We start from the raw sequence: 25,546 nt of genomic DNA, 5'->3' as shown, positions 1-25,546 counted from the left end.
CCTTACTTCAGGAAGGGTTCGGGCCGCGGCGTGTCGTCTTCGGACGGCGGCAGCACCGGGTACTGGATCGCCGGCTGGTCGCCCGTCAGCGTCTTCAGGAACGCCACGATCTGCGCGTTCTCGTCCGGCGTGAAGGTCCGGCCCAGTTGCAGCCGCCCCATCACGTCCACCGCCTGCGTCAGCGTGGCGGCCTCGCCGTCATGGAAGTACGGATAGGTCAGCGCCACGTTGCGCAAGGTGGGCACCTTGAAGTTGAAGCGGTCGGCGTCCTTGCCCGTGACCCCAGCGCGGCCTTCGGCCTTGTTGTCCGTCTGGTAGGGCGCGACCAGGCCCATCTTCTGGAACGAATTGCCGCCCACCGCCACGCCGTTGTGGCAGGCGACGCAACCGCTGTTCTTGAACAGCTCGTAGCCGGCCAGCTCGCGCACCGTCAGCGCCTTCTTGTCGCCGCGCAGCCATTGGTCGAAGCGCGAATTGGGCGTCACCAGCGTTTCCTCGAACGCGGCCAGCGCGCCGGTCACCTCCTCGATCGTGATTCCGTCCTTGCCGAAGACCCGCTTGAACTCCGCCCGGTAGCCGGGGATGGAATTCAGCACCTGGATGGCCAGTTCGTGCGTGGACGCCATTTCCATGGGATTGGCGATCGGGCCGCCCGCCTGCTCGCGCAGGTCCTTGGCGCGGCCGTCCCAGAACTGGGCGATGTTCAGGCTGGAATTGAGCACCGTGGGCGAATTGATCGAGCCCTGCTGCCATTTATGGCCGATGGAGGCCTTGAGGTTGTCCGAGCCGCCCATGGCCAGGTTATGGCAGGAGTTGCAGGAAATCGCGCCGGACCGCGACAGGCGCGGATCAAAGAAGAGCTTCTTGCCCAGCTCCACCTTGGCCGGTTCCTTGACCACGGCCGGCTCCACCGGCTGTATCGGTTCGTCCGAGGCCGCCGCGGCCAGATTGTTCCAACAGCCCAATGCGATCCCTGCCGCCAGCAATATGCTTGCCTTACTCATTTTCTTCTCCTGGGTAATAACCTTTTGAGTTGCATGGTCATTACATCAGGCTGAAGCCGGCCAGGCTTTGCGTCGCATCAAATGGCCGCCAGGGTCGCGGCCGGCGTGTTCAGGAACGGGCGGCGGCTCCGCTGGCCGCGGCGGGTTCCGCCCGCCGCGCCTGCACCGCGATCCACTGCGCCAGAAGGGCCGCCGCGGCGAACGCCACGCCCGCGCCCACCCAGGGGCCCTGGCGCATGCCGGCATCCAGCAGCAGGCCGAAGGCCAGCGGCCCCAGGGCCGAACCCACGTCCATGCCGGAATAGACCAGCCCGTAGACGGAGCCCGTGGAGCCCTTGGGCGTCACGCGGCGGATCAGCATGTCGCGCGAAGGCGCGGCCACGCCGGAGCAGAAGCCGGCCAGGCCGACCACGGGCGCGGCCAGCACGGCCGGCACCAGGCCCAGCGCCAGCACCACCAGGGTCAGGCCCGCCAGGATCAGCGCCACCATGACGGTGCGCTCCGTGCGCGGATTGGCCGACACGAGGAAACCGCCGGCGGCCATGCCGACGGCCGAAGCCACCATATAGCCCGACAGCGCCGAGCTGGCGGCGACCTTGGAGAGGTCGTACAGTTGGCCCAGCAGCGGGATGGTGTAGTTCTGCACCGACGACAGGGCGATGGAGGTGCAGGCGAAGAACAGGAACGCGCCCCACAGGGCCGGCTTGGACAGCAGCGTGCCCAGAGTCGCCAGCACGCCTTCCTGCGGCTTGGCGGCCGGCCTGGCGGCGGGCTTGGCGGCCTCGGGCCCGGCCGGGCCTTCCTGCGGCAGCGGGCCGCCGAGCAGGTCGCGCCCCAGCACGGTCAACAGCAGCACCAGCGCGACCAGGCCGGCCGCGCTGTAAGCCGCCACCCGCCAGTCGGCCAGCAAGGTGATGGTCGTCATGAACACGGGCGTGAGCGCCCAGCCCAGGTTGCCCGTCAGCCCGTGCGCGGAAAACGCGTGGCCCAGCCGCGGCGCGGTGATGCGATGGTTGATGATGGAATAGTCGGCCGGATGGAAGACGGAATTGCCGATGCCGCCCACCACGGCCGCCGCGATCAGCATGGCGTAGCCGTTGGCCGACCCGATCAGCAGCCCCGACAGCACGAAGCACGCCAGCCCGAACCACAGCACCGGCCGCGCGCCGATCCGGTCGACGACGAATCCCGAAGACGCCTGCCCGATGCCGGACACCACGTAGAAGGTGGAAACCAGCAGCCCCAGGCGGGCGAAGTCCAGCCCGAAGGCGTTGCCCAGGGAAACGTAGAGCGACGGCAGGACCAGTTGGAAAAAGTGCGAGGAAGCGTGGGCCACCCCGATCAGCAGGATGATCTTCCAGTCGCGCCGGCGGACGGAGGCGTCCATGGCCAAAGTATTCGCAGCGGTGTTCATCGCAAAAAGGGCCGCCGGCGGCGGCAAGGTGCGCGGCGCCTGCGGCGCCTTGCGGGTTGTCTCCGGCGGCGTCCGGAGCCGGACGCCGCATTCTAGGTATCGCGGGGCGGACCCCGGTAATGCAAAACCGACTACAGGGCCTTTTCGCGGATGGCGGGCCAGGCGCGCTGCAGGTAATACAGCATCGACCACACCGTCAGCACCGCCGCGACGACGATCAGCACGTCGCCCAGCAGCTTGGTGCTGACGCCGTAGACCGGCTGGTTATACAGCAGGCACGGAATCGCGACCATCTGCGCGGCCGTCTTGAATTTACCCAGTCTGTGCACCGCCACGCTGGCGCTGGCGCCGATCTTGGCCATCCATTCGCGCAGGGCGGAAATCGTGATTTCCCGGCCGATGATGATCAGCGAGATGAAAGCGTCGACCCGGCTGAGATCCAGCAGGACGATCAGCGCGGCGCAAACCATCAGTTTGTCGGCCACGGGATCCAGGAACGCGCCGAACGCGGACGTCTGGTTCCAGCGGCGCGCCAGCCATCCGTCGAACCAGTCCGTCAAGGCCGCGATGATGAAGGCCCAGGCAGCCAGGGTGTCGCGCATGGGAACGGACATCCAGCTATCGGGCAGGTAGAACAGCCCGACCACCAACGGAATCATGGCGATGCGCAGCCATGTCAGGATAATGGGTACGTTAATTGGCATAGTGTTCGTATGCTAACAGCAAGAGGAGGTCCCCCCCCGAAGCGCCGGAGGCGCTTCCCCCCCCAGGGGGGCGCCTCTGCGGACCGGCGGAGCCGGATCCGCGCGGCCTGGCTTGGGGGAGTGGTTGTGTGCGTAGCGGTTGCCCCGAAGGGGGGATGCCCGCGGGAGGATACTGGGCGATCTTTACAGGCATGGGCGCCTCGCTCCCCTTCTACCGCAGCGCTTCGTAGATGCGGATGGCGAGGTCCTGGGAGATGCCGTCCACGGACGCCAGATCTTCGATGCTGGCGGAGGCCACGCCGGAGAAGCCGCCGAAGCGGGCCAGCAGGCGCTGGCGGCGGCGGGCGCCGACGCCTTCGATTTCCTCCAGGCGGGACACGTTGCGCGCCTTGGCGCGGCGCGCCCGCATGCCGGTGATGGCGAAGCGGTGGGCCTCGTCGCGCACCTGGGCGATCAGCATCAGCGCGGCCGATTCGCCGCCCAGCGCGACCGGCGGACGTTCGTCGGCGAAAACCAGGGTTTCCAGGCCGACCTTGCGCCCTTCCCCCTTGGCCACGCCCACCAGCGTCTGCACGTCCAGGCCCAGTTCCACGAACACCTTGCGCGCCACTTCCACCTGGCCCTTGCCGCCGTCGATCAGCACCAGGCCGGGCATCGGCGCTTCGCCGTCGGCCACCTTGGCGAACCGGCGGGTCAGCACCTGGCGCATGGCGGCGTAGTCGTCGCCCGGCGTAATACCGGCGATGTTGTAGCGGCGGTAAAGCGAAGGCTGCATGTCGTGGTGCTCGAACACCACGCAGGACGCCTGCGTCGCCTCGCCGGCCGTGTGGCTGATGTCGAAGCATTCGATGCGCAGCGCGTCCAGGGCCGTTTCGTCCGTATCCAGTTCCAGCGCCTCGGCCAGCGCCAGCGTGCGGGCCGCGCGGGCCCCGGATTCGGTCAGCGCGCGCGCCAGGGCCATCTCGGCATTCTTTCCGGCCTGTTCCAGCCATGCCCGGCGAGTGCCCTGCGGACGCGTCAGCACCCGCGAGGGCCGGCCGCCGGCCTGCTCCACCAGCAGGTCGATCAGGCCTGAATCCGGCAGCGCGTGCGAACAGACCAGCACGGGCGGCAGCGCGTTGTCGGTGTAGTGCTGGGCCACGAAGGCTTCCAGCACCTGCGGCGCCGCCTCGCCCTCGGCGTGCGAGGGGAAGAAAGGCTTGTCGCCCAGGTGGCGGCCGCCGCGCACCATCGCCAGGTTCACGCAGACCTTGCCGCCGGCGATCGCCACCGCGATGATGTCGGTGTCCTCGCCGCTGACGTTCTCCATGGTCTGCTGGTGCAGCACGCGCGCCAGCGACCCCATCTGGTCGCGCAGCGCGGCGGCCTCCTCGAAGCGCAGTTCGCTGGAAGCCTGCAGCATCCGGCTCTCGATCTCGCCCATCACGTCCTTCGCTTCCCCGTTCAGGAAGCGCACGGCGCGCCCCACGTCGCGCTCGTATTCCCCGGCCTCGATGGCGCCCACACAGGGCGCCGAACAGCGGCCGATCTGATGCAGCAGACAGGGCCGCGAGCGGTTGGCGAAGACTGTGTCTTCGCAGGTACGCAGGCGGAACACCTTCTGCAGGATCTGGATGGTCTCGCGCACGGCCCAGGCATTGGGAAACGGGCCGAAGTACTGGCCGCGCTTGTTGGTGGCGCCGCGGTAATAGGCGATGCGCGGCCAGGCATGGCCGGTGATCAGCAGGTACGGGTAGGACTTGTCGTCGCGGAACAGGATGTTGTAGCGCGGCTTCAGGCTCTTGATGAGGTTGTTTTCCAGGATCAGCGCTTCGGCCTCGGAGCGCGTCACGGTCACTTCCAGCCGCGCCACCTTCGCCACCATCTGGGCGATGCGGGGGCTGGCCAGGTTCTTCTGGAAATACGACGAGACGCGCTTCTTCAGGTCGCGCGCCTTGCCGACATACATGACCTCCCCGGCCGCATCCAGGTGCCGGTACACGCCCGGCAGGTGCGGCAGGTCAGCCAGGAACGATTTGAGATTGAAGTCGTCGGGCATTCTGGTAACGGGTTTCGGCCTGCAGGGTGTCCCAGTCCGGCGCCTCGAAGCGCGGCATCAGGCGGCGGATGCGGGCCACGGACTCGGGCGGATGCTCGAACTCCAGGCGCGACAGCAGTTCGTCCGCCAGGTCCGGCCGGTTGCACACCAGCACCATATCGCATCCGGCGCCCAGCGCGGCGTTGGCGCGGGCCAGGATGTCGCCCGCCACCGACGCCCCTTCCATCGTCAGGTCGTCCGAGAACACCACCCCGTCGTAACCCAGGCGCTTGCGCAGGATATCCCGCACCCAGCGCTTGGAAAAACCGGCCGGATGGCGGTCGACCTTGGGATAGATCACGTGCGCGGGCATCACGGACGGCAGCACGGCGTCACCCAGCCAGGCGTACGGCGCGCCGTCTTCCTCCAGGATACGCGCAAGCGGCCGCTCGTCCACGGGAATCTCGTGGTGCGAATCGGCCTCCACGAAGCCATGCCCCGGGAAATGCTTGCCGCAGGCCGACATGCCGGCCAGTTGCAGGCCCTGGATCAGCGCGCGCGACAGCATGGCGACCACGCGCGGATCGCGGTGGAAGGCGCGGTTGCCGATCACCTTGCTGACGCCGTAGTCCAGGTCCAGCACGGGGGTGAAGCTCATGTCCACGCCGCAGGCCCGCAGTTCGGCCGCCAGCACGTAGCCGGCCTCGGTCGCCAGGCGCATCGCCAGGAGCGGATCCCGGTCCCACAGCGCGCCCAGCTCGCGCATCGGCGGCAGCGGCGTGAAGCCGTCTTCGCGGAAGCGCTGCACGCGGCCGCCCTCGTGGTCCACCAGGATCAGCAGCGGCTCCTTGCGGGCCTTGTGGATCTGGCGAGTCAGGGCGGTCAACTGGCGGCGGCTTTCGAAATTGCGGGCGAAAAGAATCACGCCGCCGACCAGCGGATGGCGCAGGCGCTTCTTTTCTTCCTTCGTCAGCGCGTATCCCGCCACGTCGACCATCACGGGGCCGGGCGGCAGGACCGCCCTGGATTTCTTCTTGGCCATGTCAGGGTGTCCTTCTGTCTAAGTCTGGCAAGCCGGCCGGCGGGCAGCGGGCGCGGAACCCGCGGCTCAGGGCTTGCGTTCGACCACCACGTAGGCGGCGGCCATGTCGGATTCGTCGGTAATGGAAACATGGGCCGCGCCGAAGCGCTGGACGTACCAGTCCAGCAGTTCGGGCGCGATCACCAGCACGGGCCGTCCGCCGGGCGCGTTCAGCGTCTGCACGCGCCGCCACGTCATGGGCATGCGCATGCCCAGCCCGATCGCCTTCGAAAACGCCTCTTTGGCGGCGAAGCGCGTCGCCAGGAAACGCAGGCCGCGCGCCGGATCGCGGGCGCGGCGGGCATGGAACTTCTGCAGTTCCTCGGCGCCCAGGATCTTTTCGGCGAAACGGTCGCCGTGGCGCGCCAGCGCGCGCTCGATCCGGTCGATGCGCAGCAGGTCCATGCCGATGCCGGCGATGGCTCCCGCGGGCGGCGCGGCGCGAGGGATGTCAGACATGGCGCAGGCGGGCCTGCACCATCAGCGCCTTCATGTCGCGCACGGCCTTCTCCCAGCCGTCGAACACCGCCTGCGCCACGATGGCATGGCCGATATTGAGTTCGGAAATGCCGTCCAGCGCGGCCACCGGCGTGACGTTGCCGTAGTGCAGGCCGTGGCCGGCGTTCACGCGCAGGCCATGGCGCAGCCCTTCCGCCACCGCCAGGCGCAGGCGCTGCAGCTCGGCCTGGGCGGCCTCGCCTTCGGCTTCGGCGTAGGCGCCCGTGTGCAGTTCGATCACCGGCGCGCCGGCCTTGGCCGCCGCCGCGATCTGCGCCGGGTCCGGGTCGATGAAGAGCGACACGCGGATGCCGGCTTCGGTAAGCAGGGCCACCGCGTCCGACACCGGCCCCATGGCGCCCGCGACCTCCAGGCCGCCCTCGGTCGTGAGCTCGGTGCGCTTTTCGGGCACCAGGCAGACGTCGCTGGGCTTGACCGCGCAGGCGATCTCGAGCATTTCCGGCGTGACCGCGCATTCGAGGTTCATGCGCGTGCGCAACTGCGGACGGATGGCGTAGACGTCCGCGTCCTGGATGTGGCGCCGGTCTTCGCGCAGATGCAGCGTGATCAGGTCGGCGCCGGCGTCTTCCGCGCGCAGCGCCGCGGCGACTGGATCCGGATAGGCCGTGTGGCGTTGTTGCCGCAGCGTGGCGACGTGATCGATGTTTACACCAAGTTCCATCATTGCACTTTCGTTGTTTCTTCCCAGCCGCCGCCCAGGGCCTTATAGAGTTCGACGCGGTTGATCAGCGCCGCCAGGCCGGTCTGGACCAGCGAGAGCTGGGCATTGAAAAAGTCCACCTGGGCGGTCTGCACCTGCAGGTAGCTGTCGATACCGTTGGTATAGCGCAGATTCGACAGTTCCAGCGTGCGCGCGGACGAATCCTGCAGCGCGCGCAGCGCGTCGAGCTGGGCCCCGTAGGTGGCTTCGCCCGCCAGCGCGTCCGACACTTCCCGGAACGCCTGCTGGATGGACTGTTCGTACTGCGCCACGGCGATATTGTCGCGCGCCTTGGCCAGGTTCAGCCCTTCGCGGATGCTGCCGCCGGCGAACAGCGGCGTCGTGATCGACGGCGAAAAGCTCCAGTACCCCTGGCCGCCCTTGAACAGGTCGCCCAACGAGGGGCTGGCTACGCCCAGGAGGCCGGTCAGCGAGATCGTCGGGAAGAACGCCGCGCGCGCCGCGCCGATATTGGCGTTGGCGGATTTCAACTGGTTTTCGGCCGCCAGGATGTCCGGACGGCGTTCCAGCAGGTCGGACGGCAGGCCGGCAGGCACGGCGGCCAGCAGTTGGTCGCGGCCGAACGTCGCCGGCGCCGGCAGGTCCTGCGGCAGGGGTACGCCCACCAGCAGCACCAGGGCGTTCGTCGCCTGGGCCTGGGCGCGGGCCAGTTGCGCCAGGTCGGCCGAGGCCGTGTCCAGCAGCGTCTTGGCCTGGTTCAGGTCCAGTTCCGAAGCCACGCCGCCGTCGAAGCGGCGCTTGACCAGGTTATAGGATTCTTGGCGCGAGGCCAGGGTGCGCTGCGTCAGATCAAGCTGGACCTCGGCGGCGCGCAGGTTGAAATACGATTGCGCGACCGAGCCGACCAGCGTGATCTGCACGCTCTTTTGCGCCTGTTCCGTCGACAGGTACTGCTGGTACGCCGCCTCGGACAGGCTGCGCAGCCGGCCGAACAGGTCGATCTCGAACGTGGTCAGGCCGATGCCGGCCTGGTACGAACTGCTGATCGAGCCGGCGCCCGGCGTCCGCATGTCGGGGGGCAGGTGCTGGCGCTGGCCCTGGATGCCGGCGCCGATGCTGGGCCATTGCGCGCCGCGCTGGACGCCGTACTGGGCGCGGGCCTCTTCCACGCGCTGCACCGCCACGCGCAGGTCGCGGTTGTTCGCCAGCGACAGTTCGATCAGGCTCTGCAGGCGCGGATCCCGGAAGAACTCGCGCCAGCCCAGGTCGGCCGCGGGCGTGCCGTCCTGCGGCATGACGCCGGTGGACGGCTGCATGCCCAGCGACGTCGGCTTGGCGTAGCCGCCATATTGCACCTTGGGCTGGTCGGGCCACAGGCCCGACACCGGCGCGTCGGGACGCTTGTAATCGGGCGCCAGCGAGCAGCCGGCCAACGCCACCGCCACAAAAGCGGACAAGGCGGTCTGTTTGAACTTCAGGGCTTTCATTCCTTGCCCTCCTGGCCACCGTTGGGTTGTGCGGGGGATTGCGCGGCTTCCGGCGCCGTCTCTCCGGCGGCCTTCTTGGCGGCCTGTTCTTCCTCGAAGGCGCGCAGTTCGGCGCCCAGCAGGCGGGGCCGGGTCTTGAACAGGCCCAGCACCACCACGAAGAAGGTCGGCACGAAGATCACCGCGAACGGCGTGGCGGCCAGCATGCCGCCCAGCACGCCCAGGCCCACCGCCTTCTGGCTGGCGGCGCCCGCGCCGGTCGCCATCGCCAGCGGGACCACGCCCAGGATGAACGCCAGCGACGTCATCAGGATGGGACGGAACCGCAGCCTCGCGGCTTCCACCGCGGACTCGTAAAGACCCATGCCGCGCGCGTACTGGTCCTTGGCGAATTCCACGATCAGGATGGCGTTCTTGGCCGCCAAGCCGATCACGGTCACCATGCCCACCTGGAAGTACACGTCGTTGGACATGCCCAGCGCGCTGATCAGCGCCACGGCGCCCAGCATGCCCAGCGGCACCACCAGCATCACCGAAATCGGGATGGCCCAGCTTTCGTACAGGGCGGCCAGCACCAGGAACACGACCAGCAGCGACAGGCCCATCAGGATGGGAGCCTGGTTGCCGGCCTGGCGTTCCTGGTAGGACAGGCCGTTCCATTCGTAGCCGAAGCCCTGGGGCAACTGCCCGACCAGGCGTTCCATCTCGGCCATCGCCTCGCCCGTGGTGTACCCCGCCGCCGCGTCGCCGCTGATGCGCATGGACTCGTAGCTGTTGTAGCGCACCACCTGCACCGGGCCCTGCTTCCACTCCGCCTTGACGAAGGTGGACAGCGGCACCATGCCGCCCTGGGCGTTGCGCGCGTTGAGCTGCAGCACGTCATTGAGCTGCATGCGGTACGGCGCGTCGGCCTGCACCCAGATGTTCTGCATCCGGCCCAGGTTGGGGAACTTGCTCAGGTAGGCGGAACCGACCGCCGTGGAAATCAGCGAGGCAGCCTCGTTGAAGTCCACGCCCAGCGCGGCCGCCTTGTCGCGGTCGATCGTCAGGCCAAGCTGGGCGCCCGGTCCGAGGCCGGTGATCCGCACCTGCGACAGCACCGGGCTCTTCATGACCAGGCCCATCAACTGGCCAGTGGCCGCCGCCAGGCCGGCGGAACCCGCCGAGCCGCGATCCTGCAGGCGGAAGTCGAAGCCGGTGGCGTTGCCCAGGGACGAAATGGCGGGCGGCACCAGGGTGAACACCTGCGCGTCATGGATGCCCATCAGTTGCTTCTCGAAGGCCTGGAAGGCGATCGCGCCCGCGGAATCCTGGCGCGCCTTGCGCTCGCTGAAGTCCTTCAGCGTGACGAACGCGATGGCGGCGTTCAGGCCGTTGCCGTTGAAGCTGTAGCCCTGCACGGCGATGACGTTCTCGACCGCCGAGACGCCCGAGAAATATTTCTCGACCTGCTCGATGACCTCGACCGTGCGGTTGGCGGTGGCGCCGGTGGGCAGTTCGATGTTGCTGACCACGTAGCCCTGGTCTTCCTCGGGCAGGAAGGACGAAGGCAGGCGCAGGTACAGCCAGCCCAGCAGGATCACCAGCACCAGGAAGGCCAGCATCATGCGGCCGCCCTTGTGCAGGATGCGCGACACCCAGTTCTGGTAGTTGTGGGTGGTGGCGTCGAACTTGCGGTTGAACCAGCCGAAGAAACCCTTCTTGTCCTCGTGGTGTCCCTTGGGCACCGGCTTGAGGATGGTGGCGCACAGCGCCGGAGTGAAGGTCAGCGCCAGCAGCGCGGAGAAGAAGATGGACACGGCCATCGCGATCGAGAACTGGCGATAGATCACGCCCACCGAACCGCTCATGAAGGCCAGGGGCAGGAACACCGTCACCAGCACCAGCGTGATGCCGATGATGGCGCCGCTGATCTGCGGCATGGCCTTCTTGGTGGCTTCCTTGGGCGGCAGGCCTTCCGTGGACATGATCCGCTCGACGTTCTCCACCACCACGATGGCGTCGTCCACCAGGATCCCGATGGCCAGCACCATGGCGAACATGGTCAGCACGTTGATGGAGAAGCCGAGCGCCAGCATCACCGCGAACGCCCCCAGCATGGCCACCGGCACCACCAGGGCCGGGATCAGGGTGTAGCGGACGTTCTGCAGGAACAGGTACATCACCAGGAACACCAGCACCATGGCTTCGACCAGGGTATGCACCACCTGCTCGATGGACACCTTCACGTAGGGCGCGGTGTCGTAGGGGATGGAATAGGTGATGTTGCCGGGGAAGTACTTGGACAGTTCCTCCATCTGCTGGCGCACGCCCTGCGCGGTGGCCAGCGCGTTCGCGTTCGGCGACAGCACGATGGCGAAGGCCGCCGTCGGCTTGCCGTTCAGGCGGGCGCCGAACTGGTAGTTGTCGGCGCCGACTTCGATGCGGGCGACGTCGCGCAGCAGCACCCTGGAGCCGTCGGTATTGGCGCGCAGGACGATCTTGCCGAAGCCTTCCACCGTGCTCAGTTGGCCGTTGGCCGTGACCGTGGCGGTGATGCGCTGCGAATCCGGGTTGGGCGGCGCGCCGATGCTGCCGCCGGAAATTACCACGTTCTGCTCGGCGATGGCCTGGTTGACCTGCGACATGCTCAGGTTGAAGCCCACCAGCTTGGCGGGATCGACCCAGACGCGCATGGCGCGCGGCGCCGCGAACAACTGGAACTGGCCCACGCCGGGCACGCGCGACACCGGGTTCTTGATGTTGCGGGTGATGTAGTCGGCCAGCGCGGTCTGGTCCAGCGACCCGTCGGTGGACGATACCGCCGCCACCATCAGGAAGCCGGTGCTGGTCTGCTCGTATTGCAGGCCCTGCTGCTGCACGGCGGTGGGCAACTGCGCAACCACGTTGGACACGCGGTTCTGCACGTCCACCTGCGCAAGGTCCGGGTTGGTGCCGGGCGCGAAGGTCGCGGTGATGGTCGAGGTGCCGTAGGAATCGCTGACCGACTCGTAGTAGATCAGGCCCTTGGCGCCGTTGAGCTGGTCCTCGATGATACTGGTGACCTGCTCGGCCACTTCGTTGGCCGAAGCGCCCGGGTAGGTGGCCGTGATCGTGATCGCGGGAGGCGCCACGTCCGGGTACTGCGAAATCGGCATGTTCGGGATCGCCAGCACCCCGGCCAGCAGGATGAACAGGGCGACTACCCAGGCGAAAATCGGTCTATCGATGAAAAATTGCGGCATGTGGGCTGACTCTGAAAGCGATGCTCACCAAAGAGGAACGCGGCGCTTGCGCCGCGTGCCGCTTAAGATTTCTGGCCTGCGGCCTTGTCCTGCTGCGCAGGCTCGGCCGGCTTGGCGCCGGGCTGCGGGGCGGATTCCGCCGGCTTGGCCCCCGGTTGCGCGGGAGCCTGGCCGCCCGGCGCGGGCGCGCCGTTCTTGTTCCACTCGCTGGCCTGCACCGGCGCGCCGGGACGGATCTTCTGGAACCCTTCCACCACGACCACGTCGCCAGCCTTCAAGCCGCTGGTGACCAGCCAATCGCTCTTGATGGCGCCGCCGGTGGTGACCGGGATCTGTTCGATCTTGTTGTCCTTGACCAGCATCAGGCTTTGCAGGCCGTCCGCGGTGCGCTGCAGCGCCTGCTGCGGCACCATCAGGGCCTTGTCGTCCACGCCCTGCTCCAGGCGCACGCGCACGTACATGCCGGGCAGCAGGATGCCGTCGGGGTTGGGGACCTCGGCGCGCAGGTTCACCTGGCCGGTGGACGGATCCACGGTGATGCCGGTGAACAGCAGCTTGCCGGGCTGGCCGTATTCGGAGCCGTCTTCCAGGACGATGGTGGCGCGCGCCGTGTCCTTGCCCACCTGCTGCAACTGGCCGCTGGCGAACGCGCGGCGCAGGGACGCCAGTTCCGCGGTGGACTGGGTGAAGTCCACGTAGATCGGGTCCAGTTGCTGCACGATGGCCATCTGCGTGGCGGACGTGGCTTCGACCAGCGCGCCTTCGGTGACCAGCGGCTTGCCGATGCGGCCCGTGATGGGCGAGGTGACGTCGGTGTAGCCCAGGTTGATCGCGGCGTTGTCCTGCGCGGCCTTGGCGGCGGCGACGGCGGCGTCCGCCTGGCGGTACGAGGCCACGGCGTTGTCGTATTCCTGCTTGCTGACGGCGTTGGCCTTGACCAGCGGCGCGTAGCGGTCGGCCAGCAGCTTGGCGCTGAACAGATTGGCCTGCGCCTGCTTGAGCTGCGCCGCCGCCTGATCGTAGGCGGCCTTGTAGGGCGCCGGGTCGATCTTGAAGAGCAGTTGGTTTTCCTTGACGTCGCCGCCCTGTTCGAAGGTGATCTTCTGCACGATGCCGGTGACCCGCGAGCGGATCTGGGCGTCGCGCACGGCGTCGACGCGGCCGGGTAGTTCGGAGACGATGGGCGCGCGCTGCGGCTGAATCGTGATGACGCTGACCTGGGGCATGCCTGGGTTCATTTGCGGCTTTTCACCGCAACCCGCCAATATCAGCGCGAGGACTCCACCGGAGAAAGCCAGCCCCGAAACACGTTTAGGCGAAAACCGCATTGAAACCCCCGCGTAAGCGTTGTAAACCGTAGTCGCGCAAGCAATCGCAGTATTTAACCGCGACTTTTCCCGCGATCAAAATAAATGCATGCGTCATCAAGGCACGTGAATAGCCCGTTAATGTAACTCAGTTATTGGGGAAATCACTGACTTTTGCGGTTCCAAACCCCAGGCCGGGTCCGATTCTGGGCGTGGAATCGGCGGCCGGCGCGCCTCAGGTGCGCTTGCCGTTGCGGTGGATGTCGTGGGTCACGAAGCAGCTATCCTCCGTCGGGCGGGCCAGGATGTCCGGCTTGGCCAGGGTGTGGCGGATGTCGGCCAGCCCGGACTCCCAGTGTTCCCGCATGGCCTCGGTGCCGAATTCGTAGTCCTTGGAATAACGTTCCAGGTGCTTGGATTCGTAGATGAGGTTGACGATATTGGTGGCGGGCGTGTGGGACAGCCTGCGGATCTCCTCGAACTCGGCCGCGTTGCGGTCGGCTTCCGGCAGGCGTTCCAGGAGGCGCTGCAGGCCATGCCGCAGCTTGAGCACGCGCCGCAACTGGTCGGTGACCAGGCGGGTGCGGCTGGAATACTGGATGTCCTTCTGCCGCTCGGCCACCTCTTCCAGGGAAGTCGGCAGGCCGCCGCGCGCCGGCCACAAATCCACCTGGAACGCGAGGGTGTCGCGCATACTGTCCGTGGTCAGCACCTGCGCCAGCGGGGTGTTGGACACGACGCCGCCGTCCCAGTAATGCTCGCCGTCGATTTCGATGGACGGGAAACCCGGCGGCAAGGCGCCCGAGGCCATGATGTGCTCGGGCCGCAGGGTGTGTTTCAGGCTGTCGAAATAGGCGAAGTTGCCGCTCCGCACGTTCACCACGCCGAAACTGGCCCGCACGGCCCCGCTGTTGAGGAGGTCGAAATCCACGTACTGCCGCAAGGTCTCGATCAGGGGCGTGGTGTCGTAGAAACTGGTGGAGGCCGCGCCCTTGCCATGCACCAGGTAGGGCGGAGGAAAGCGCGGCTTGAAAAAGCCCGGCTGCCCGGAGAACAGGGCCTGGAAGGCCGAGACCTGCCCGTTCAGGACCGGCGAGCCGAAACCGAACGGCAAGCCCGCGAACATATCCGCCATCGCGTCGCCCCAGGGCATGGAGGCGAACCCCGCCGGACGGCAGATGCTCTCCCAGAAGCCGCGCAGACGGTCCACGCGCTCGTCCTCGGGCGAACCCGCGATGATGGCGGCGTTGATCGATCCGATGGAAATGCCCGAGATCCAGTTGGGCCGGATGCCCGCTTCGTGCAGGCCCTGGTAGACGCCGGCCTGGTAGGCTCCAAGCGCGCCGCCGCCCTGCAGCACCAGGGCGACGACTTCGTAGGACGGCGTATCGCCGGTGTCCGGGGACGGTGCCTTGCGGCGTGCACTCATGCGGCTTCCTTGCTAAGGCCTGTTGACACTACGGTTTGCTCTTGTCCGGCAACTGCGGGGCGGCGACGCCCGCGCGGAAAGGATACTTCGCGAAGATCTGGGCGACGGCCTTGTCCGTGCTTGCCGTGGATCCGGCGGTATCGGGGTTCTGGACTTCACCCACCGCCACGCCTTCCCACACCAACTGCTTGCGGCGCGCGTCGACGAGGTCGATGTTCAGGGTGCCCTCGGTGTATTGGTAGACGTCGTCGCCCCAGCCGTAGCCGGGCCAGCCGCCGTAGAACCCGGTGCGGTAGCCGTAGTACGGCCCCATCGGCGGCGCGGGAGTGACCTGCGTCTTCTGTTGCAGCTTGGCGCCGAAATTGACCAGCAGGTCGGGGTTGGTGGCGCTGTAGACGTAGCCGCGCATTTCCATCTGGCCGCGCGTGGCGGTCTTCAGGCGCTCGGTCAGCAAGGTGCTGTAGCCCGCCTTGTCCGTGCCCAGAGGCGACATGAATCCGAAACTGCGGTACTGGGCGAAGTCGGCCTGGTGATCGTAGTCGCCCTTCACTGTGGGGCCGGACGCGCAAGCCGCCAACAATCCCGTCATGGAACCCGCCGCCAGCCATTTCAACGCTTTCATGTCGTTATCTCCGTGAGCCAAGGCGTCAACATAGTGCCGCGAAGCCTGCAAAATATCAACAGAATCTCATTCTCAACATAGGGGCGCGGCGCCGCGCCGTCCCTCCGTCCATTACACTTTCCACTGTGCCATTCCCGGCCCAGACTACAGGCCCGATACCGATGTTGGAACTCGACGGCTCGATTTGGTTTCGTTCCGGCGCCCAGACCTGGGGCGGAAAAAACCGCATAGACCTCCTGTCGCAGATCGACGCCACCGGCTCGATCACGAACGCCGCGCGCGCCGTGGGCATGAGCTACAAGGGAGCCTGGGACGCCATCGACGCCATGAACAACCTGGCCGGCGAACCGCTGGTGGTCCGGGCCGCCGGCGGCAAGGGCGGCGGCGGCACGCAACTGACCGACCGCGCCCGCCGCCTGATCGCGACCTTCCGGGCGCTGGAGGCGGAACACCGCAAGTTCATGGAAAACCTGACCCGCGCCGGCCTGGACGCCAGCGGCGATATCGACCTCATGAGGCGTTTCATGCTCAAGACCAGCGCGCGCAACAAACTGCTGGGCACCGTCATCCAGATCCGCGAGGGAGCCGTCAATGACGAGATCGTGCTGCGCATCGCCGGCGGCCAGGCCATCACGGCCGTCATCACGCGCGAAAGCACCCAGGAACTGGGGCTGGCGATAGGCAAGGAGGCGATCGCGCTGGTCAAGGCGTCGTCGGTGATCGTCGGCGCGCCCGGGCCGGGCCTGCGCCTGTCCGCGCGCAATCAGCTACCCGGCAGGATCTCGGCCCTGCGCCCCGGCGCCGTGAACAGCGAGATCCGGATCGACCTGGAAGGCGGCGTCACGCTGGCGGCCATCGTCACGAACGAAAGCGCGAACGACCTCGGCCTGGACGTCGGCGCCGACGCCGTGGCGATCTTCAAGGCGTCCAGCGTGATTCTCGGGGTGCTGGAGTAGGATGGGTGGAGCGCGGCAAGCCTTCGGCAAGAACGCCGACGCTGAACGCGCGTAACCCATCAGCCGGCGCAAGCCGGCATTTGCGCTTGCCAAGAAAACCGGCGGCTGGCGCCGCCTGATGGGTTACGCGCGTTCGATACTTGAGTTCTTGTTTGAGCACTCTCGCGCTGCACCCATCCTACACACCCACATCCGCGTCGTAGCGGCGCACCCTGCCCTCGCGCACCTCGAACACCTCGTCGGCCAGCGCGTCCACGTCGGCGGGATCGTGCGTGATCAGCACCATCGGCACGTCCAACTGCCGCTGCAGCGCGTTGAGCTCCGACCGCATCTTGCCCCGCAACTGCGCGTCCAGCGCCGAGAACGGCTCGTCCAGCAGCAGGATGTCCGGTTGCAGCATCAGCGCGCGCGCCAGGGCCACCCGCTGCTTCTGCCCGCCGGAAATCTCGCTCGGGTAGCTGCCCACGATGGAACGCAGTTCGAAGGCATCCACCCAGCGCTGCGCCTGCGGCCCGACCTCGCGCCGGGGCGGATTGAGCCAGCCGCGCCGCAAACCGAACGCGATGTTCTGCGCCACCGTCAGGTGGGGAAACAGGGCATAGTCCTGGAACAGGTAGGCGACGCGGCGCGACTGCGCGGGCAAGCAGATGCCGGCCTGGGAGTCGTACAGCACGCGGCCATTGATTTCGATACGGCCCGCATCCGGGCGCAGCAGGCCGGCCACCGCGCGCAGGGTCAGGCTCTTGCCCGCCCCGGACGGGCCGAACAGCGCGATGCGCTGGGCCGAGGAATCGAAGGCGACGTCCAGCGCGAAGCGCCGGTCGCCCGACACCATCTGCTTGCGCACCTGGATGCTCACGCTCATTGCAGGCCCCCGTCGCGCCGGCCGCCGCTGACGGGCACCAGCCGGCCGGCCAGCAGCAGGACCGCGATGCAGGTCACCGAGGTCACCAGCACCAGCATGTTGGCGGTGGCGTCCTCACCCGCCTGCACGGCTTCGTAGATGGCCACCGACAGGGTCTGGGTGCGTCCCGGCAGGTTGCCGGCGATCATCAGCGTGGCGCCGAATTCGCCCAGCGCCCGCGCGAACGCGAGCAGCACGCCGGCGGCGATGCCGCGCGCGGCCAGCGGCAGGGTCACGCGGAAGAACACGCCCGCCTCGCAGACGCCCAGCACGCGCGCCGCGCTTTCCAGGTGGCCGTCTACGTTCTCGAAGGCGGCGCGGGCGGACTTGAACACCAGCGGAAACGCCACCACGGCCGCCGCGATCACCGCCCCCTGCCAGGTAAAGACCAGTTCGATGCCCCAGCTCGCCAGCGTCTCGCCGAGAATGCCGCGGCGGCCCAGCAGCACCAGCAGGTAATAGCCCAGCACGGTGGGCGGCAGCACCAGCGGCAAGGTGAGAATGGCATCCAGCAGGTCGCGGCCCGGCCAGCGCCAGCGCGACAGGCCGTAGGCCGCGGCCGTGCCGCATACGGTGGCCAACAGCGTTGCCCAGCCTGCCACTTTCAGGGAAAGCAGCAGGGGCACCCAAACCGGATCAGTCATCGACGGCTACGATTCGGCAGGTGTCAGGGCTTCTGGAAACCGTAGCGCGACAGTATCGCCTGGCCGGCGGGGGACAGCACGTAGGCGACGAAGCTCTCGGCTTCCTTGGCGGCCGCCTCGCGCGTGGTCACGGCGATGGGATAGGTCACCGGCGTCTGCGACGGCACGCGCACGGCCACCTTGACCTTGTCGGCCATGATGGCCGCGTCGGTGGCGAACACGAACCCGGCGTCCACCTCGCCGCGCGCCACGTAGTCCAAGCTCTGGCGCACGTTCTGGGCCAGCACGCTCTTGGCCTGCACGGCGTCCCACAGGCCGGCGGCCTGCAAGGCGCCCTGCGTGTAGCGTCCCACCGGCACCGACGCGGGATTGCCGTAGGCGATGCGCTTGACGTCCTCGCGCGTCAGGTCCTTCAGTTCGGTGATGTTCGCCTTGCTGTCCGCGGGAACGATCAGCACCACCTGGTTGGCGGCGAAGTCCACGCGGGACGCCGGCTTGACGGCCTTTTCCTCGACCGCCTTGTCCATGGCCTTCTGGTCGGCCGACGCGAAGACGTCGGCGGGCGCGCCCTTGACGATCTGCTGGAGCAGCACGTCCGAGGCGCCGAAGTTCAGGATCACCTTGGTGCCGGCATGTTCTTTCTCGTAGCCCTGCGCCACTTCCTTGAACGCGTTGGTCAGGCTGGCGGCGGCCGACACCACCAGGTCGCCGGCGTGGGCGCCAGTCCCCCATGCGGCGGCCAGCGCCATGGACAGCGCCACGATCGTATGTTTGCGGAACATGATTTTCTCCCTGGGGAATCGCTATGTCGGTAACGAAATATATATAGGTATATAACGCCCGTCAATTTCACCGGGCGCGAGGCATTGAGCCAGATCAAGGAGTGGCGGCGGCCCTCAGCCGCGCGCCACCGTGGTGACGCTCACCGATTCGGGGGCCAGTTGCGCCCGCAGGTGCTCGAGCGCGAGTTCCGGCCTGGCCGCGCCGCACATGAAAATGTCCAGGGCCGCGTAGCGGTGTTCGGGCCAGGAATGGATACTGATGTGGGATTCGCTCAGCATGACCACGCCGGTGACGCCGGCGCCCGCGCCGAAATGGTGGAAATGGGCGCTCAGCACGCGCGCGCCCGCGGCCCGCGCCGCGTCGGTCAACTGGCGTTCCAGCGCTTGCGGATCCGTCAGCCGGTCCGCCCGCACACCGCGGAAATCGGCCAGCACGTGGCGGCCGCGGGTGGCGTGCCCGGTCACTTGTGGGATCCGCCCGACGACCATCCCGAACTGCCCGAACTGCCGCCCCAGCTACCGCCGCCGCCGCTGGAGTAGCCGCCGCCGGAGGAACTGGCGCCGGTCGCGGCCAGCACGACCACCACGGCATAGATGGCATACAGGAGTTTGCCCATCGCGCTATTCGTCCTTGCCGGAAAGTTTGTCCGCCAGCGTGGCGGGGAACCAGAGGAACGCCATGCCGATCAGGATGGGGATGAAGCGTCCGCTGAAAATATTGCCCAGGTTCAGGAAGCCCAGCGCGATCATCGCCGTCCAGGCCCACTTGCGGTAGCCGCCGCCCGCGCCGCGCCGGGGCATGGCCTTCTGCCTGGCCAGCGCGGGGTCGCCGAACCATTCGGCCAGTTGCGCCGGCGCCACGGGACCGGAAGCCGACCAGCCCAGTTCGGTGTCGGTCAGCTCGCGGGTGAGCTTCAGGTCGCCGGCCTGGTAGTCCGTGATCCGGGTGGTGTCGCCGGCCGTCACCCGCCAATTGAAGGCGCCCAGCGCCAGCTCGACGCGCGAGGTGTAGTCGTACAGCTTGCTGTACAGCCGGGAGCGCCAGCGCACGCTGGTCGCGTTGTTGTGGCTGGGCCAGGTGTCGCAGACCTGCGCGCGCTCCCAGCCCTCGTCCGTCTCCACCAGCCAGATGAAGCCCTTGGCCGGATTGAACAGCAGGTACTCGATCCAGTCCGAGGGGTCCTCGGGATCCGGATCGGCGCATTTCATCAGGCCGATGAGGGTATAGGCGTTGCCGTCGATCGTGGCCTGCGCCCCCAGCGCCAGCGTGGTCTTGATCGCCTGGACCTTGCGGGCCTTTTCGATGACCTCGGCGGCGGGCCCCGAGCAATCGACCGCCGCGGCGCAGGACGGGCAGACCACCTGCGTGGCCAGGGCGGCCACGAAGCTTATCGGGCCGCCGCAATTCGGGCAGGCCAGCGCCTTGATCTGGCCGCGGAAGCGGCCGGCGGCCTCCTCCACCTGCGCCTGGCTGCGCAGCGAAGCCGCCTGCATGGCGGACAGGTCGAACGCCTTGCCGATGTACAGCTCGGGTTCGGGCCCGTCGGAGTAGTCCAGCGTCAGGAACGCGTCCAGGCTGCGGAAGTCCGCCACCTTCGCCTGCCAGCCCTCGCCCGGCACGAAGGGCAGCTCGCCTTGCGCCCCGCCCGCCTTGCAGGCCCGCAGGTCGGCGGCCGTGAAGCGCTGGCCGTCCAGCTTCAGTTCGTCGCCCGGCGCGATATCCCTGAACGCCGGCATGCCCTGCGCGTCCTTCACCTTGCGCCGCCGGGTCACGGCGTACTGGCCCGACGCGTCCGACAGCCAGCCGTCGGAGCCGTCCTCGAACCACAGGTACCACTCGTTCCAGAAGCCTTCCGCGTAGCGCAACTGGATGCGGCCGATCACGTCGAAGCGCTTGCCCTCGTATTTGCCCGCCGCGCCCAGGCACAGGGGCGAATAGTCTTCCAGGACGTCGGCCATTTCGCCGATGCGCCGGACCGACTCCGCGTCCTTGAGCAAGGTGCTGCGGCAGGCGCCGCAGACCGCCATCACGGAAGCCGTGGACGTGAACTTGACCGGAGCGCCGCACTGCGGGCACAGAACCTGTTGCATTAGGCGCTAGCTGGTGAGTTTCTTCAGCACTTCGGCCTTGGCCGAATCGTAGTCGGCGGCCGTGATCAGCCCTTTGTCCAGCAAGTCCTTGAGCTGCTGCAGCCGCTGCACCGGGTCCGCGCCCGCGGCGGCGGGTTGCTGGCCGGCCTGGCCCTGGGCCGCGCCCAGCCCCTGCGCCATGGTCTGGCCCAGCGCGGCGCCCGCCGCCAGGCCGGCGCCGATGCCGGCGATGCCGCCTTCGTTCTGCGCGGCCAGCGGGATCGAAGTCGCGGTCTGGTACTGGGTGAACTTGCCCAGGTCGCCGGCCATGCCCATCGAGATCCGCGTGTCCAGCGCCTTTTGCAGTTCCTCCGGCAGCGAGACGTTTTCCACCGTGAAGTTGTCCAGCCTGACGCCGTAGCGGTCGAACACCGGCCCGAGCTGCTCGCCGATGCTTTGCGACATCAGCCCCTGGTTGCCGGCGATGTCGAGGAACGGCACCTTGGAGCCGCCCAGCGCCGTGGTCATGGCCGCGACCACCATGTTGCGCAGTTGCGCCTCCAGGTCGTCGACGGTGTACTCGTCGCGAGTGCCGCTGATTTCGCGGTAGAACTTGCCCGGATCGGAGATCTGGTACGAATACACGCCGAAGGCGCGCAGGCGCACCATGCCGAATTCGCTGTCGCGCAGCGTGACCGGTTGCGCCGTGCCCCAGCGCCGGCCCAGTTGCAGGCGCGTGCTGAAGAAGATCACGTCCGACTTGAAGGGCGACTCGAAGAGCTTGTCCCAGTTCTTCAGGTAGGTCAGGATCGGCAGGGTCTGCGTCGTCAGCTTGTACATGCCGGGGCCGAACACGTCGGCCACCTTGCCTTCGTTGACGAACACCGCCATCTGCGATTCGCGCACGGTCAGGCTGGCGCCGTACTGGATTTCGAAGTCCTGCATCGGATGGCGCCAGGCGAGCACGCCGTCGCGGTCCTCGTTCCATTGCAGGATGTCGATGAACTGCTTGCGGATGAATGAACCGAGACTCATGGAAAGTCCTCCTGTCGGATCGGAGTCGGCGCGCCTGCGGCGGTCAGGTCAGGCAGGCGGCGTTGACGATGCCGGCGGCGATCGAAATCGAGCCGATCAGCCCGCCCATGGCGATGTTGTTTTCCTCGATGGCGTCGTCCATGCCGCGGATGGCCTGCGCCACCGCCACGTACACGACGATCTGGACCAGCATGGCCGCGGCGCCCCAGACCAGGAACATGACGAAGCTGGCGTGCACGGCGATGCTGGAACACAGGGTGAAGCTGAAGCCCACCAGCGCGCCGCCATAGGACAGCACGGCGGCGATATTGCCTTCGCGGATGAGTTCGAATTCCTTGTAGCGCGTGACGGCGGTGTAGACGAGGGTGAAGACGCCCAGCATGGCGAGCGCCGACGCCATATAGATCAGATAGGTCACCGCCGGATGCATCGCTTCTCCCATTGCCAGCCTCCCAATTGCGCGCAGTATATACGCCGGCTTCGATATACTGCGAACGCATTTTCCGTGTCGGACACCCCATGCGCGACCGCGTTCTCATCCTCTCGGTATTGATCGTCGCCTCCTGCGGTTTGGGCTATGAGCTCATCAGCAGCGCGCTCGCCAGCTATTTGCTTGGGGATTCCATCCTCCAGTTCTCTTCCGTCATCGGCTGCTATCTGTTCGCCATGGGCATCGGCTCATGGTTGTCAAAATATGTAAAAGACGAAGACGTTTTGAATCGGTTTATCGACGTCGAGCTGCTGGTCGCGCTGCTGGGCGGCGTGTCCGCCGCGGTGCTGTTCCTGGTCTTCGCGTGGCTGTCCGCCCCGTTCCGCGCCGCGCTGTACGTCGGCGTCTTCGTCATCGGCCTGATGGTCGGCATGGAGATCCCGCTGGTGATGCGCGTATTCAACCAGCGCAAGACCGAGTTCCGCGAAATCGTCAGCCGCGTGCTGACCTTCGACTACCTGGGCGCGCTGGCCGTATCGCTGGTGTTCCCCTTGCTGCTCGCCCCCAAGCTGGGGCTGCTGCGCACCAGCTTCCTGTTCGGCATCCTGAACGCCAGCGTGGCGCTGTGGACCACCTGGCTGTTCCGCGCCGAAGTCCGCCGGCCCGGCGAACGGGCCGCGCGCGCCGGCATCGTGATCGGGCTGCTCGGGCTGGGCTTTCTGTATTCGGGCAGCATGACGGCGTGGGCCGAGAAAGGGCTGTACGGCGACGAGGTGGTGCACGCGGAAACCACGCCGTACCAGCGCCTGGTCGTCACCCGCTGGCACGACGACCTGCGCCTGTACATCAACGGCAATTTGCAATTCTCGTCGCGCGACGAACACCGCTATCACGAGTCGCTGGTGCACCCGGGCCTGCAGGCCCTGCCCTGGGCGCGCAACGTGCTGGTGCTGGGCGGCGGCGACGGACTGGCCGTGCGCGAAATCCTCAAGTACAGGCATATCGAGCGCGTGACGCTGGTGGACCTGGACCCCGCCATGACGGGCCTGTTCTCGCGCTCCGAACCGCTGACCCGGCTGAACCAGGGTTCGCTGAAGGATCCGCGCGTCACGGTCATCAACGACGACGCGGGCCGCTGGCTGGAAACCCACGCCGAGGTCTACGACTTCATCGTGGTGGACTTCCCCGATCCGTCGAACTTCGGCCTGGGCCGCCTGTACTCGGTGCCCGTCTACCACCTGATGGCGCGCCACCTGGCGGAAAACGGCTACCTGGTCGTCCAGTCCACCTCGCCTTATTTCGCGCCGCGTTCGTTCTGGAGCGTGGACGCCACCCTGAAGGAGGCCGGCCTGAACACCTGGCCGTACCACGCCTATGTGCCCTCCTTCGGCGACTGGGGCTTCATCCTGGCCGGCAAGCGCAAGGACTACGCGCCGCCGGAAAAAATCACGGTGGCCACGCGCTACCTGGATCCCGCCACGACGCGCGAGCTGTTCCATTTCCCGGCCGACATGCCGGCCCTCGCGATGCCGCCCAACCGCTTGAATGAACAGTCGCTCGTGCGCTACTTCGACGAGGACTGGCGCCAGGTCATCCGCTGATGCGCCGCCGCAGCTTCCTGCTGGGCGCGGCCACGGCCGCGGCCGCCGGCGCCGCCGGCTACTGGCGGTCGCGCATCGTCGAGACCGCGCCCGACGTCGATTACCCCGGCATGCAGGCCGGCCACGCGTTGCGCGACGGCGCGTCCTGGCCGCAACCGACGGAGAGCCGCCGGCACGGCGTGGCGATCCTGGGGTCCGGCGTCGCGGGCCTGTCCTGCGCGTGGAAGCTGGCGCGCGAAGGCTACACCGACTTCATCGTGGTGCAAGGCCCCGAGTTCGCCGGCAACGCGGCCGCCGGGCGGCGCGGCGGCCTGGACTATCCGCGGGGCGCGCACTACCTGCCGCTGCCGTCGCTGGCGTCCTCGCACGTGCGCGAGATGCTGGCCGACTTCGGCCTCATCGAGCGCGGCGCGGGCGAGGTCCGGCCCTACTACGACGAGGCCGCGCTGGCGCACTCGCCGCAGGAGCGGCTGCTGCGCGGCGGCCGCTGGGAAGACGGCCTGCTGCCCATGGCCGGCCTGCCCGAGGCGGAACTGGCGCAGCACCGGCGCTTTCTCGCCCTGGTCGAACGCCTGCGCGCCGAAACCGGCCGCGACGGCCGCAAAGTCTTCAGCATTCCGCTCGTGCTGTCATCGCGCGACCCGGCCTGGCGCGCGCTGGATGCCGTCACGTTCAAACAATGGCTGGACCGCGAAGGCTATACCTCCCGGGCGCTGCACTGGTATCTGGACTACTGCTGCCGCGACGACTACGGCGCGCGGTACGACGCGGTGTCGGCCTGGGCCGGCCTGCACTATTTCGCCAGCCGCGACGGGCACGCCGCCAATGCGGGCGAAGGCGCGGTGCTGACCTGGCCCGGCGGCCTGTCCGTGCTGGCCGGCCGCATGCGCGATGCCATCACGCGCAAGCTCGGCCATGACGGCTGGCTCGCCGGCGGCACCGCCGTGCGCGTCCAGGACACGGCCGCCGGCCCGCTGGTCACCTGCCTCGCGCCCGGCCCCGCGCCCGGCGCCTACACCGTGCAGACCCGCCGCACGGTGTGCGCGATGCCGCTGTTCGTGGCCCAGCGCATCCTGCCCGACATCCGCGCCTACGGCTACGATCCGGCCGCGCACGCGTCCTCGCGCGCGGCCTGGATGGTGTCGAACTTCGTCATGGACGGCTACCCCGCGGAAGCCCCGGGCGAGCCGCTGTCCTGGGACAACGTGGTCTACGGCGGGAAGGCGCTGGGCTACGTCGTGTCCACGCACCAGTTGCTGCGCGTGGCCCCGTCGCCGCGCAGCGTCTTCACCGCCTATCACGCGCTCAGCGGACAGACGCCGCGGGCCGCGCGCGAATGGCTGGCCGCCGCCAGTCCGGAAGCCTTGCGCGAGGAAGCCGCGGCCGACCTGGTCGCCGCTTACGGCAGGGAATTCTGGCGGCACGCGCGGGCGCTGGAGATCACCGTGCGCGGCCACGCCATGGCCTCGCCGCTATGCGGCTATCTGTCCAACCCGGGCCTGGCGGCGCTGCGCGAGGTGGACGGCCCCGTGCTGTTCGCGCATGCGGATCTGTCCGGCTATTCCGTGTTCGAGGAAGCCGCGTGGTGGGGCGTCGTGGCGGCGGGCAGGATCCTCGGCCAGCCGCCTCCCCCGGCCTGATCCCGGCGCGCGGTC

The 25,546-nt window shown here is 67.8% G+C and carries 23 protein-coding genes; 3 read left to right on the top strand and 20 right to left on the bottom strand.

The features are described 5' to 3' along the window. Positions 1-2 precede the first annotated feature (2 nt). From AVE30378_RS06330 to AVE30378_RS06275, 12 genes are all read right to left on the bottom strand, one after another. Positions 3-1,004, bottom strand: coding sequence for a cytochrome-c peroxidase (locus AVE30378_RS06330; RefSeq protein ID WP_129239914.1), 1,002 nt, complete (start codon positions 1,002-1,004; stop codon positions 3-5). Positions 1,005-1,113: 109 nt separating this feature from the next. Then, positions 1,114-2,418 carry an MFS transporter gene (locus AVE30378_RS06325; RefSeq protein ID WP_129239913.1) on the bottom strand — a complete coding sequence of 435 codons (1,305 nt, stop codon included), beginning with the start codon at positions 2,416-2,418 and terminating at the stop codon, positions 1,114-1,116. A gap of 131 nt (positions 2,419-2,549) precedes the next feature. Next, positions 2,550-3,122: a CDP-diacylglycerol--glycerol-3-phosphate 3-phosphatidyltransferase gene (pgsA, locus tag AVE30378_RS06320; RefSeq protein ID WP_129239912.1), complete on the bottom strand. Its 573-nt coding sequence runs from the start codon at positions 3,120-3,122 to the stop codon at positions 2,550-2,552. Between the two features lie 211 nt (positions 3,123-3,333). Continuing rightward, positions 3,334-5,160: an excinuclease ABC subunit UvrC gene (gene uvrC / locus AVE30378_RS06315; protein WP_129239911.1), complete on the bottom strand. Its 1,827-nt coding sequence runs from the start codon at positions 5,158-5,160 to the stop codon at positions 3,334-3,336. Further along, positions 5,123-6,181, bottom strand: a complete 1,059-nt coding sequence (gene nagZ / locus AVE30378_RS06310; RefSeq protein ID WP_129239910.1) for a beta-N-acetylhexosaminidase — start codon at positions 6,179-6,181, stop codon at positions 5,123-5,125. The genes uvrC and nagZ overlap by 38 nt, the downstream gene beginning before the upstream one ends. Positions 6,182-6,247: 66 nt before the next feature. Beyond that, positions 6,248-6,679 carry a holo-ACP synthase gene (acpS, locus tag AVE30378_RS06305; protein ID WP_129239909.1) on the bottom strand — a complete coding sequence of 144 codons (432 nt, stop codon included), beginning with the start codon at positions 6,677-6,679 and terminating at the stop codon, positions 6,248-6,250. Then, positions 6,672-7,403 carry a pyridoxine 5'-phosphate synthase gene (locus tag AVE30378_RS06300; protein WP_129239908.1) on the bottom strand — a complete coding sequence of 244 codons (732 nt, stop codon included), beginning with the start codon at positions 7,401-7,403 and terminating at the stop codon, positions 6,672-6,674. Before AVE30378_RS06300 ends, acpS begins: the two co-directional genes overlap by 8 nt. Continuing rightward, positions 7,400-8,887: an efflux transporter outer membrane subunit gene (locus tag AVE30378_RS06295; RefSeq protein WP_129239907.1), complete on the bottom strand. Its 1,488-nt coding sequence runs from the start codon at positions 8,885-8,887 to the stop codon at positions 7,400-7,402. The genes AVE30378_RS06300 and AVE30378_RS06295 overlap by 4 nt, the downstream gene beginning before the upstream one ends. Further along, on the bottom strand, positions 8,884-12,111 hold the full coding sequence (locus AVE30378_RS06290) for an efflux RND transporter permease subunit (RefSeq protein ID WP_129239906.1): 3,228 nt from the start codon (positions 12,109-12,111) through the stop codon (positions 8,884-8,886). The genes AVE30378_RS06295 and AVE30378_RS06290 overlap by 4 nt, the downstream gene beginning before the upstream one ends. 62 nt (positions 12,112-12,173) lie before the next feature. Continuing rightward, on the bottom strand, positions 12,174-13,439 hold the full coding sequence (locus AVE30378_RS06285; RefSeq protein ID WP_129239905.1) for an efflux RND transporter periplasmic adaptor subunit: 1,266 nt from the start codon (positions 13,437-13,439) through the stop codon (positions 12,174-12,176). A gap of 214 nt (positions 13,440-13,653) precedes the next feature. Further along, positions 13,654-14,847 (bottom strand): DUF3734 domain-containing protein, encoded by a 1,194-nt coding sequence (locus AVE30378_RS06280; RefSeq protein WP_129239904.1) that lies wholly within the window; start codon positions 14,845-14,847, stop codon positions 13,654-13,656. 28 nt (positions 14,848-14,875) lie between these two features. Beyond that, entirely contained in the window at positions 14,876-15,469 is a 594-nt protein-coding gene (locus AVE30378_RS06275) for a DUF4136 domain-containing protein (RefSeq protein WP_129239903.1), read from the bottom strand. A gap of 161 nt (positions 15,470-15,630) precedes the next feature. Here AVE30378_RS06275 and AVE30378_RS06270 point away from each other — a divergent pair, with 161 nt between their 5' ends. Continuing rightward, positions 15,631-16,425: a TOBE domain-containing protein gene (locus tag AVE30378_RS06270; RefSeq protein ID WP_129239902.1), complete on the top strand. Its 795-nt coding sequence runs from the start codon at positions 15,631-15,633 to the stop codon at positions 16,423-16,425. Between the two features lie 178 nt (positions 16,426-16,603). Here AVE30378_RS06270 and AVE30378_RS06265 read toward each other — a convergent pair whose 3' ends face one another. From AVE30378_RS06265 to AVE30378_RS06235, 8 genes are all read right to left on the bottom strand, one after another. Beyond that, positions 16,604-17,290, bottom strand: a complete 687-nt coding sequence (locus tag AVE30378_RS06265; RefSeq protein ID WP_129239901.1) for an ATP-binding cassette domain-containing protein — start codon at positions 17,288-17,290, stop codon at positions 16,604-16,606. Further along, positions 17,287-17,973: a molybdate ABC transporter permease subunit gene (gene modB, locus AVE30378_RS06260; protein ID WP_129239900.1), complete on the bottom strand. Its 687-nt coding sequence runs from the start codon at positions 17,971-17,973 to the stop codon at positions 17,287-17,289. The genes AVE30378_RS06265 and modB overlap by 4 nt, the downstream gene beginning before the upstream one ends. A 23-nt stretch (positions 17,974-17,996) precedes the next feature. Continuing rightward, positions 17,997-18,755 carry a molybdate ABC transporter substrate-binding protein gene (gene modA, locus AVE30378_RS06255; protein WP_129239899.1) on the bottom strand — a complete coding sequence of 253 codons (759 nt, stop codon included), beginning with the start codon at positions 18,753-18,755 and terminating at the stop codon, positions 17,997-17,999. A 114-nt stretch (positions 18,756-18,869) separates the two neighbouring features. Continuing rightward, positions 18,870-19,220: an adenosylmethionine decarboxylase gene (gene speD, locus AVE30378_RS06250; protein ID WP_129239898.1), complete on the bottom strand. Its 351-nt coding sequence runs from the start codon at positions 19,218-19,220 to the stop codon at positions 18,870-18,872. After that, positions 19,217-19,372, bottom strand: a complete 156-nt coding sequence (locus AVE30378_RS32555; RefSeq protein WP_165360107.1) for a hypothetical protein — start codon at positions 19,370-19,372, stop codon at positions 19,217-19,219. The genes speD and AVE30378_RS32555 overlap by 4 nt, the downstream gene beginning before the upstream one ends. A gap of 4 nt (positions 19,373-19,376) precedes the next feature. Continuing rightward, on the bottom strand, positions 19,377-20,846 hold the full coding sequence (locus AVE30378_RS06245) for a DUF4178 domain-containing protein (protein WP_129239897.1): 1,470 nt from the start codon (positions 20,844-20,846) through the stop codon (positions 19,377-19,379). A gap of 6 nt (positions 20,847-20,852) precedes the next feature. After that, positions 20,853-21,860 (bottom strand): SPFH domain-containing protein, encoded by a 1,008-nt coding sequence (locus tag AVE30378_RS06240; protein ID WP_129239896.1) that lies wholly within the window; start codon positions 21,858-21,860, stop codon positions 20,853-20,855. A gap of 43 nt (positions 21,861-21,903) precedes the next feature. Continuing rightward, positions 21,904-22,290, bottom strand: a complete 387-nt coding sequence (locus tag AVE30378_RS06235; RefSeq protein WP_129239995.1) for a DUF350 domain-containing protein — start codon at positions 22,288-22,290, stop codon at positions 21,904-21,906. An 89-nt stretch (positions 22,291-22,379) separates the two neighbouring features. Here AVE30378_RS06235 and AVE30378_RS06230 point away from each other — a divergent pair, with 89 nt between their 5' ends. Further along, positions 22,380-23,891, top strand: a complete 1,512-nt coding sequence (locus AVE30378_RS06230; RefSeq protein WP_129239895.1) for a polyamine aminopropyltransferase — start codon at positions 22,380-22,382, stop codon at positions 23,889-23,891. After that, the gene (locus tag AVE30378_RS06225) at positions 23,891-25,531 is read left to right on the top strand and encodes an FAD-dependent oxidoreductase (protein ID WP_129239894.1); all 1,641 of its coding nucleotides are present in this window, start codon (positions 23,891-23,893) and stop codon (positions 25,529-25,531) included. The genes AVE30378_RS06230 and AVE30378_RS06225 overlap by 1 nt, the downstream gene beginning before the upstream one ends. The last annotated feature ends 15 nt before the right edge of the window (positions 25,532-25,546 follow it).

The sequence above is a fragment of the Achromobacter veterisilvae genome, from assembly GCF_900496975.1.
GTDB classification, from domain to species: Bacteria; Pseudomonadota; Gammaproteobacteria; order Burkholderiales; family Burkholderiaceae_B; genus Achromobacter; species Achromobacter veterisilvae.
The sequence above is the reverse complement of the archived record's forward strand: the minus strand, read 5'-3'. Positions and strand labels throughout refer to the sequence as shown.